Genomic DNA, 7,244 nt, shown 5'->3' with positions numbered 1-7,244 from the left:
ACAGTTGCCTTCGGCTGGTATGCGGACGCCCGCCCGCCTGCCAGGTGATCGTGACATCCGAATCGGGCAGCTCGGCGCACCAATTCCGGGCGGGCGTCCGCATACCAGCCGAAGGCAACTGTTGGGTATCAATCTGTAACACGATGCAGGGAGTGAGTCCGTGATGAGCGACGATGGACCGATGCGTGTGCCCTCTTCCAGCGATGTCGACCCCGACGTCACGGGCACCGGATCACCCGCCGTTCATCACCCGCGCCGGGTCACCAGCTTCCGCGCGCGCCGGTCGAGCATCTCCGATCGCCAGCAGGCCGTCTGGGATGCGCGCTGGCCGGAGCTCGGCCTGCTGGCCCGCACCGGTGACGAACCCGCCACCCCGCTGGACACCGATGCCTGGTTCGGCAGGCAAGCCCCGCTGGTGCTGGAGATCGGCTGCGGCACCGGAACCTCCACGCTGGCGATGGCGCAGGACGAGCCACACCTCGACGTCATCGCCGTCGAGGTCTACAAGCGCGGACTGGCCCAGCTGCTGTCCGCGATCGACCGTGAGGGCGTGACCAACATCCGGCTGATCCGCGGCGACGGCGTCGACGTGCTCACCCACATGCTCACGCCCGGGTCGCTGACCGGCGTGCGCGTGTTCTTCCCCGATCCGTGGCCCAAGGCCCGCCACCACAAGCGCCGGCTGCTGCAACCCGACACCGTCGCGCTGATGGCCGACCGACTGCGCCCCGGCGGGATCCTCCACGCCGCCACCGACCACCAGGGTTACGCGGAGCAGATCGCCGAGGTCGGCGATGCCGAGCCACGGCTGCGGCGCGTCAGCCAGGACGCCCACCTCCCGATCTCGACCGCACGGCCCGAGACCAAATACGAACGCAAAGCGCTGGCCGGACCCCTCGTCACGGAGTTGCTGTGGGAGAGGTCATGAGCGTGACCCACGACGTCGCCGATCACATCGAGAGCGAGAACCGCGCCGACACCGTGCCCGCGCGGGTGCTGCTGGTGTGGGACGCCCCGAACCTCGACATGGGGCTCGGCGCGATCCTCGGCGGCCGGCCGACCGCCGCGCACCGGCCGCGTTTCGACGCGCTGGGCCGGTGGCTGCTGTCCCGCACCGCCGATCTGTCGGCGCAACACCCGACGGGGCCGCCGCTGGAGCCCGAAGCCACGGTGTTCACCAACATCGCCCCTGGTAGCGCGGACGTGGTGCGCCCGTGGGTGGAAGCGTTGCGCAACGTCGGGTTCGCTGTCTTCGCCAAGCCCAAGATCGACGAGGACAGCGACGTCGACTCCGACATGCTCGACCACATCGCGCTGCGCCGCGGTGAGGGATTGGCCGGACTGATCGTGGCGTCGGCGGACGGTCAGGCGTTCCGCCTGCCGCTGGAAGACATCGCCCGTGACGGGGTCGCCGTCCAGGTTCTCGGATTTCGCGAACATGCCAGTTGGGCGTTAGCGTCGGATACCTTGGAGTTCGTCGATCTGGAGGACATCCCTGGTGTCTTCCGGGAGCCGCTACCGAGAATCGGGCTTGATTCACTACCCGAGCAGGGCGCGTGGCTGCAGCCGTTCCGGCCGCTGTCCTCGCTGTTGGCGTCTCGTGTCTAGAACAGTGGGTAAGCCTGGTTGGGCCGGCTACGCGCCGACGGCCACACATTCGCAGATGATGAGGAGCTGAAGTGTTCGCCTGGTGGGGTCGAACGGTGTACCAGTACCGATACATCGTTATCGGTGTCATGGTCGCACTGTGCCTGGGCGGCGGTGTCTACGGCATGAGCCTGGGACAGCACGTCACCCAGAGCGGTTTCTTTGATGAGGGCAGCCAGTCGGTCAAGGCTTCGGTGCTCGGCGACGAGGTGTACGGGCGTGACCGCGTCAGCCACGTCGTAGCCATCCTGACGCCGCCGGACGGCGAGAAGGTCACTGATCCGGCGTGGCAGAATGAAGTCACCGGCGAGCTCAACAAGGTCGTCGATGAGCACAAGGACCAGATAGTCAGCTGGGTCGGTTGGCTGCGAGCACCCGACAGCACGTCCGAAACCGTGCAGCAGATGAAGACGGCAGATGGCTCGAAAACGTTCGTCAGCATCCCGCTTCAAGGCGACAACGATGACGCGATCCTGAAGAACTACCAGGCAGTCGAACCGGCGTTGCGTCAGATCAACGACGGCAATATTCAGCTGGCGGGCCTCAACCCCATCGCCAGTGAGCTGACCGGAACCATCGCCACCGACCAGAAGCGCGCCGAGCTCGCCATCGTGCCGCTGGTGGCCGTGGTGCTGTTCTTCGTCTTCGGTGGTGCCGTCGCGGCCGCCCTGCCCGCGATCATCGGCGGCCTGACGATCGCCGGCGCGCTCGGCATCTTGCGGTTCACCGCCAACTTCATGGACGTGCACTTCTTCGCCCAGCCGGTCGTGACGATGATGGGATTCGGCATCGCCATCGACTACGGCCTGTTCATAGTCAGTCGCTTCAGGGAGGAACTCGCCGAGGGCTACGACGTGGAGGCCTCGGTGCGGCGGGCGGTGATGACCTCGGGCCGCACTGTGGCGTTCTCTGCGGTGATCATCGTGGCCTCGTCGCTTCCCCTGCTGCTCATCCCGCTGGGCTTCCTCAAATCGATCACTTACGCGATCATCGCGTCGGTGCTGCTGGCGGCTTTCCTGTCGATCACCGTGCTGCCCGCGACACTCGGGATCCTGGGCGCCAACGTGGACGCGCTGGGAGTGCGGACGCTGCTGCGGGTGCCGTTCTTCCGCAACTGGAAGCCGATGCGTGTCTACCTCGAATGGCTGGCCGAGAAGACGCAGAAGACCAAGACCCGGGAAGAGGTCGAGAAGGGCTTCTGGGGCAGGCTGGTCAACGTCGTGATGAAGCGGCCCATCGCATTCGCGGCGCCGATCCTGATCGTGATGATCCTGCTGGTGATACCGCTAGGACAGCTCGCTCTCGGTGGGTACAGCGAGAAATACCTGCCACCGGACAATCCGGTGCGGATGGCGCAGGCTCAGTTCGACAAGGATTTCCCCACGTACCGCACCGAACCGCTGACGCTGGTGATCCAGAGCGACAACGGGCAGCCTGTCACCGATCAGCAGGTCGCCGATTTGCGGGCCAAGGCGGAGACAGTTCCCGGTTTCACTGACAGCGACGAGCCCTCGAAGATGTGGCAGGAGCGATCCGTCCAGGAGGGCGGGTCGAAGGATCCGTCGGTGCGGGTCCTGCAGAACGGCCTGGTCAACAGCGCTGACGCCCCCGCGAAGATCGACCAACTGCGCGCACTGGCCCCTCCGCGCGGCACGACGGTGTTGGTGGGCGGCACTCAAGCGCTGGCTCAGGACAGCATTCAAAGCCTGTTCGACAAGCTTCCGCTGATGGTCGTGGTGCTGATCCTGACCACCACGGTGCTGATGTTCCTGGCGTTCGGGTCGATCGTGCTGCCGATCAAGGCCGCGTTGATGAGTGCGCTGACGCTGGGCTCGACCATGGGCATCCTGACGTGGATGTTCGTCGAGGACGGCCATGGCTCCGGGCTGCTGAACTACACCCCGCAGCCACTGATGGCACCGATGATCGGCCTGATCATCGCGGTGATCTGGGGTCTGTCCACCGACTACGAGGTGTTCCTGGTGTCCCGCATGGTCGAGGCGCGGGCGCGTGGCATGTCGACCGCGGAGTCGATTCGCATCGGCACGGCCACCACCGGTCGATTGATCACCGGCGCCGCGCTGGTGCTCGCCGTCGTGGTGGGTGCCTTCGCATTCTCTGACCTGGTGATGATGAAGTACCTGGCGTTCGGCCTGCTGATCGCGCTGCTGTTGGACGCGACGATCATCCGGATGTTCCTGGTGCCCGCGATCATGAAGCTGCTCGGCGACGACTGCTGGTGGGCGCCGCGGTGGATGAAGCGGGTGCAGGAGAAGCTGGGCCTGGGCGAGACCGAACTGCCCGACGAGCGCAAACGCCCGACCGTGCGCGAGACCGCACCGGCCGAGGCACTCGTCGGCGCCGGCGCACCGGTCGCCGCCCCGCAGCGGGCACTGCCGCCGCACGATCCCGGCCACCCTGCGCCCGACCGCGCAGGCGTGACGACCCGCATCGCCACCGCGCAGCGACCGGGCGGACCGACAGGGTTCGCCGGTCCGTCAGGGGCCGGCACCTCGCGGCTGCCGGGGCCCGCTCCGCGTCCCCCGGTGCCGGATTCGGAGCCGCAGACCACCCGCCTGTCGGTGGCCAAGAACGCCGTCCGCAACGCCGTCAACAGCGCGGCGGATGCGGTCACCCAGCGCGGCCAGCGGCCCGACGCACCGTCGACCCCGCCTCAGCGTGACGACCGCGAGATCGAATCGTGGCTCGGTGACCTGCGGGGTACGGGCGGCTCGCCCGCCACACCGGCTCCGGTGCGGCCGTCCGGCGAGCCGACCCGGGCGATACCGGATCCCCGGTCCAACCGGGATGCGGCGGAACCGACGACGGCGATCCCGGCGCAGCGCGCCGAGGACGACACCGAGGACGACGCGACGCGGGCGATCCCGACCGCGCGTGCGTCTGACGCGGACACGGCCACCGAGAAGCTCAACACCCGGCCCGACAAAGACGCCCCACGGCGCGGCGGCAGCGGGTTGAGCGCGCAGGAACTACTGCGGCGCGAGGGCCGGCTGTAGCTAGCTCTGCTCCACGTCGTCCGGTTCGGCGCTGATCACCGGTCCGTCGTCGGCCTCGGCGGCGGCCTGCACCTCTGCAGGATCGTCGGCGACCAGAACGCGGATCGCGCTGTTGAGGAACGCCAGCACCGGCACCGCGAGTAGCGCACCGACGATGCCGGCGAGCACGCCGCCGCCGGCGATTGCGAGGACGACGGCCAGCGGGTGGATCGACACCGCGCGGCCCATGACCAGCGGCTGCAGCACATGGCCTTCCAGCTGCTGCACCGCCAGGATCAGGCCGAGCGTGATCAGCGCATAGATCATGCCCTTGGTCAGCAGCGCGACGATCACGGCCAGGAAGCCGGTGACCACGGCACCGACGAGCGGAATGAACGCGCCGAGGAACACCAGCGAGGCCAGCGGCAACGCCAGGGGAACACCCATGATCGCCAGGCCGACGCCGATGCCGAGCGCGTCGACGAGCGCCACCAGGAAGGTGGCCCGCACGTAGCCGATGAGCGAATGGAAGCCCGCTCGGCCCGCCTCGCGGACCCGCTTGCGGGTGTCGGAAGGAAAGATCCGGGTGACGAACTCGAAGATGTTGCGGCCGCCGTGCAGCAGGAAGATCAGCGTGAACAGCACCAGCAGGGCGCCGGTGAGGATCTCGGTGAGGGTGCCCGCGGTGGACAGCGCTCCGCTGGTGACCTTCTCCTGGTTGTCGCGTAGCGCCTGGATCGCCGAGTTACCGGCGTTGTCTATCTGCTCCCGGCTCAGGCCCAGCGGCCCGTCGATGAGCCAGCGGCGCAGCCCGTCGATGCTGCGGGTGACCTGCTCGACCAGCGCGGGGGTGCCCTCGATGAACTGGCTGACGACGAAGCTGAGCATGCCCCCGACCAGGGCCAATCCGCCGAGCAGGATCAGCGCCACCGCCCCACCGCGTGGGGCCCCGCGGCGGTCCAGGAAGTCCACCGCGGGCATCAGCAGCGCGGCGGCGAGCGTGGCCAGCGCGACGGGGACGACGATGACCTCGACCTGGATGACCACCCAGAGGGCCGCGAACAGGGCACCGAAGATGACGAGGAGTCGCCATGCCCACGCAGCACCCTTGCGGATCAGCGGGCTGACCGACTCGTCGGCGGACGGGTCCACAAACGGACGCGCAGACATTCCGGTAGCGTAACGGCACTTCTCGCCGCGGCTACGCTGTACCGGTTCGGGCGGGTCAACGCCTTACCCTGTAGGGCGTGTCACACGACGCTCCCCCGGCGCAGCCGCACGCGGCCGGCGCCGGTTCGGAGCGACCCGCCCGGGGCAAGTACTGGTGGCTGCGATGGGTGCTCATCGCCGTCGCGGTGATCGTGCTGGCCGTGGAACTGCTGCTGGTGCGCGATCAGCTGGCCAAAGCCTGGAAGAGCCTGTACTCGGCGGACTGGTGGTGGGTGCTGGTCGCGGCGCTCGCGGCGATGGCGTCGATGCACAGTTTCGCGCAGATCCAGCGCACGCTGCTGGCCTCGGCGGGCGTTCGCGTGCAGCAGTGGCGCAGCGAGGCCGCGTTCTACGCCGGCAACGCGCTCTCGACCACGATGCCGGGCGGCCCGGTGCTCTCGGCGACGTTCATCTACCGCCAGCAGCGGCTGTGGGGGGCGTCCCCGCTGGTGGCGTCCTGGCAGCTGGTCATGTCGGGTGTGCTGCAGGTGGTGGGGCTCGCGCTGCTCGGTCTCGGGGGCGCGTTCCTGCTCGGCGCGAGCAAGAACCCGTTGTCGCTGATCTTCTCGCTCGGCGGTTTCCTGGCATTGGTGCTGCTCGCCCAGGCCGTCGCCACACGTCCCGAGCTGATCGACGGCATCGGGGTGCGGGTGCTCAGCTGGTTCAACTCCTTCCGCGGCCGACCCACCGACACCGGGCTGGCGAAGTGGCGGGAGATCCTCGCGCAACTCGAGTCGGTGCAGTTGGGCCGCCGGGATCTGTCGGTGGCGTTCAGCTGGTCGCTGTTCAACTGGATCGCCGACGTCGGCTGTCTGCTCGCCGCCTGCTACGCCACAGGCGGTCACCCGTCGCTGGCCGGCGTGACCGTGGCCTACGCCGCGGCGCGCGCCGTCGGCTCCATCCCGCTGATGCCCGGCGGGCTGCTGGTGGTGGAGGCGGTGCTGGTACCGGGCCTGGTGTCGAGCGGAATGTCGTTGGCGTCGGCGATCTCGGCGATGTTGATCTACCGGCTGATCAGCTGGATCTTCATCGCCGCGATCGGCTGGGTGGTGTTCTTCTTCATGTTCCGCACCGAGAAAGACCTCGACAGCGACACCGCCATCGACATCGCGGCCCCCGCGGCGGCGCCGGCTGCCGTCGAGGAGATCTTCCCGCAGTTCAGCCCGGACCCGGAAGCCCCGCATCCGCCGCCGCCCGAGGAGACCCAACAGGCCTCATGACACTGCCCCGAACGACACCGTCCCGAACGACACTGCCCCGAACCTTCGCCGTACTCACGGTGGCCGCGCTGACTGTGTTCTCCTCGGCCTGCTCGCCAGCGCCCACCCCCGACACCGCCAGCTCGACGACGTCGGCACCGCCGTCGAGTGCCACGCCGACGTCGGCCGATGC

5 protein-coding genes are annotated in these 7,244 nt (G+C 68.4%); 4 read left to right on the top strand and 1 reads right to left on the bottom strand.

Annotation, left to right across the window (positions count from 1 at the left end; translation table 11 throughout):
• The first annotated feature begins 163 nt into the window (after nucleotides 1-163).
• The 3 genes from trmB to mmpL3 all read left to right on the top strand — a co-directional run bounded on the left by trmB (nucleotide 164) and on the right by mmpL3 (nucleotide 4,664).
• Entirely contained in the window at nucleotides 164-928 is a 765-nt protein-coding gene (gene trmB, locus DMB80_RS27425) for a tRNA (guanosine(46)-N7)-methyltransferase TrmB (protein ID WP_111512711.1), read from the top strand.
• On the top strand, nucleotides 925-1,608 hold the full coding sequence (locus tag DMB80_RS27420; RefSeq protein WP_111512710.1) for an NYN domain-containing protein: 684 nt from the start codon (nucleotides 925-927) through the stop codon (nucleotides 1,606-1,608). Before trmB ends, DMB80_RS27420 begins: the two co-directional genes overlap by 4 nt.
• Before the next feature lie 71 nt (nucleotides 1,609-1,679).
• On the top strand, nucleotides 1,680-4,664 hold the full coding sequence (gene mmpL3 / locus DMB80_RS27415) for a trehalose monomycolate exporter MmpL3 (RefSeq protein WP_111512709.1): 2,985 nt from the start codon (nucleotides 1,680-1,682) through the stop codon (nucleotides 4,662-4,664).
• On the opposite strand, the gene DMB80_RS27410 is transcribed toward mmpL3, so the two are convergent.
• Nucleotides 4,665-5,813 carry an AI-2E family transporter gene (locus tag DMB80_RS27410; RefSeq protein ID WP_111512708.1) on the bottom strand — a complete coding sequence of 383 codons (1,149 nt, stop codon included), beginning with the start codon at nucleotides 5,811-5,813 and terminating at the stop codon, nucleotides 4,665-4,667.
• A 77-nt stretch (nucleotides 5,814-5,890) separates the two neighbouring features.
• Between DMB80_RS27410 and DMB80_RS27405 the strand changes: the two genes are divergently transcribed.
• The gene (locus DMB80_RS27405) at nucleotides 5,891-7,072 is read left to right on the top strand and encodes a lysylphosphatidylglycerol synthase transmembrane domain-containing protein (RefSeq protein ID WP_111512707.1); all 1,182 of its coding nucleotides are present in this window, start codon (nucleotides 5,891-5,893) and stop codon (nucleotides 7,070-7,072) included.
• Nucleotides 7,073-7,244 lie beyond the last annotated feature (172 nt).

It is taken from the genome of Mycobacterium kyogaense (assembly GCF_003254575.1).
In the GTDB taxonomy this organism is placed as follows: domain Bacteria; phylum Actinomycetota; class Actinomycetes; order Mycobacteriales; family Mycobacteriaceae; genus Mycobacterium; species Mycobacterium kyogaense.
Note: the sequence above shows the minus strand (reverse complement) of the source record. Positions and strands in the feature narration are given on the sequence as shown.

Excerpts from the sequence above, each read along its gene's own strand:
- trmB (WP_111512711.1), top strand. The coding sequence starts at position 164 with ATGAGCGACGATGGACCGATGCGTGTGCCCTCTTCCAGCGATGTCGAC.
- DMB80_RS27420 (WP_111512710.1), top strand. The coding sequence starts at position 925 with ATGAGCGTGACCCACGACGTCGCCGATCACATCGAGAGCGAGAACCGC.
- DMB80_RS27410 (WP_111512708.1), bottom strand. The coding sequence starts at position 5,813 with ATGTCTGCGCGTCCGTTTGTGGACCCGTCCGCCGACGAGTCGGTCAGC.